Source organism: Bacteroides sp. 43_46, assembly GCF_001915455.1.
GTDB classification, from domain to species: domain Bacteria; phylum Bacteroidota; class Bacteroidia; order Bacteroidales; family Bacteroidaceae; genus Bacteroides; species Bacteroides caccae.
The window spans coordinates 5971-7274 of record NZ_MNQN01000003.1; the positions used below are offsets into that span (position 1 = coordinate 5971).

Consider the following 1304-nt stretch of genomic DNA (forward strand, 5'->3'; position numbering starts at 1 on the left):
GGACCGAAAATACGACTTCCTCTAATTTCACCTGCATTATTCAACAACACGCAAGCATTATCATCAAAACGTATATAAGAACCATCAGGACGACGGATTTCTTTCTTCGTACGTACAATCAAAGCCTTTGATACTGCACCTTTTTTAACATCACTAGAAGGGATAACACTCTTCACTGAAACGACAATGACATCCCCCACTGAAGCATAACGACGACCTGTTCCACCCAAAACACGGATGCACAAAGCCTCTTTAGCTCCACTGTTATCACATACTGTAAGTCTGGATTCTACTTGTATCATAATTACTTAGCTCTTTCAATTATTTCTACTAATCTCCATCTTTTAGTCTTGCTCAAAGGACGAGTCATCTTTTAGTCTTGCTCAAAGGACGAGTTTCCATGATGCTTACAGTATCACCGATATTGCATTCATTCTTTTCATCGTGAGCATGGTACTTCTTCGTTTTACTAACGAACTTACCATATATAGGGTGTTTTTCCTTAAACTTGGCAGCAACTGTGATAGTCTTATCCATCTTATTGCTCAACACAACCCCTGTTCTTTCTTTTCTTAAATTTCTTGCTTCCATCAAGCTGATCATTTATTGTTAAGTTCTCTTTGGCGTAACTCACGTAATTCTGTTTTCATACGCGCAATAGTCCTGCGTAATTGTTTGATTTGAGCAGGATTTTCCAAAGGAGAAATAGAATGATTAATAACCATTTGGTCATAATTAGCCGTTTCTGCCTCTACTCTTTCTACTAAATCACTAGTAGTCATTTCTTTAATTTCTGCAATTTTCATAACACTTACGCATTTTGATTTTGAATATCATAATCACGTCTTACGACAAACTTCGTTGTAATAGGAAGCTTTTGAGCAGCTAAGCGCAATGCTTCTTTCGCGATTTCGTAAGATACTCCTTCAGCTTCAATAATGATTCTACCTGGAGTCACAGGAGCCACAAATCCCTCTGGAGCACCTTTACCTTTACCCATACGTACATCGGCAGGTTTTCTAGTGATCGGCTTATCCGGGAATATACGGATCCAGATCTGTCCTTGACGTTGCATATATCTTGTCACTGCAATACGAGCAGCTTCAATCTGACGGCCTGTAATCCACTTAGTCTCCAAAGCCTTTATGCCAAAAGAACCAAAGGCCAATTGGTTACCTCTTTGGGCATTACCTTTTTGACGACCTTTCTGTTGTCTTCTGAATTTTGTCTTTTTCGGTTGTAACATAGTTTCCTAAAATTCAAATTCGTTTAGCGATTATTTTTCTTTCTTTTGAAGTTCTTTC

4 protein-coding genes are annotated in these 1304 nt (G+C 38.4%); all 4 read right to left on the reverse strand.

Annotated features, from left to right (window positions below; genetic code table 11):
- On the reverse strand, positions 1-302 hold a 302-nt coding region (gene rplN / locus BHV72_RS00115; protein WP_286853238.1), incomplete at its 3' end, for a 50S ribosomal protein L14.
- Between the two features lie 64 nt (positions 303-366).
- Positions 367-603, reverse strand: coding sequence for a 30S ribosomal protein S17 (gene rpsQ / locus BHV72_RS00120; RefSeq protein ID WP_502691037.1), 237 nt, complete (start codon positions 601-603; stop codon positions 367-369).
- Complete coding sequence (rpmC, locus tag BHV72_RS00125; RefSeq protein ID WP_286853240.1) at positions 600-806, reverse strand: 50S ribosomal protein L29; 207 nt, start codon at positions 804-806, stop codon at positions 600-602. Before rpmC ends, rpsQ begins: the two co-directional genes overlap by 4 nt.
- Before the next feature lie 5 nt (positions 807-811).
- Positions 812-1246 carry a 50S ribosomal protein L16 gene (gene rplP / locus BHV72_RS00130; RefSeq protein WP_004291234.1) on the reverse strand — a complete coding sequence of 145 codons (435 nt, stop codon included), beginning with the start codon at positions 1244-1246 and terminating at the stop codon, positions 812-814.
- Between the last annotated feature and the right edge of the window lie 58 nt (positions 1247-1304).

What these genes read in the sequence shown, in the direction of transcription:
- rpsQ (WP_502691037.1), bottom strand. Translation starts at nt 603, where the DNA reads ATGATCAGCTTGATGGAAGCAAGAAATTTAAGAAAAGAAAGAACAGGG.
- rpmC (WP_286853240.1), bottom strand. Translation starts at nt 806, where the DNA reads ATGAAAATTGCAGAAATTAAAGAAATGACTACTAGTGATTTAGTAGAA.
- rplP (WP_004291234.1), bottom strand. Translation starts at nt 1,246, where the DNA reads ATGTTACAACCGAAAAAGACAAAATTCAGAAGACAACAGAAAGGTCGT.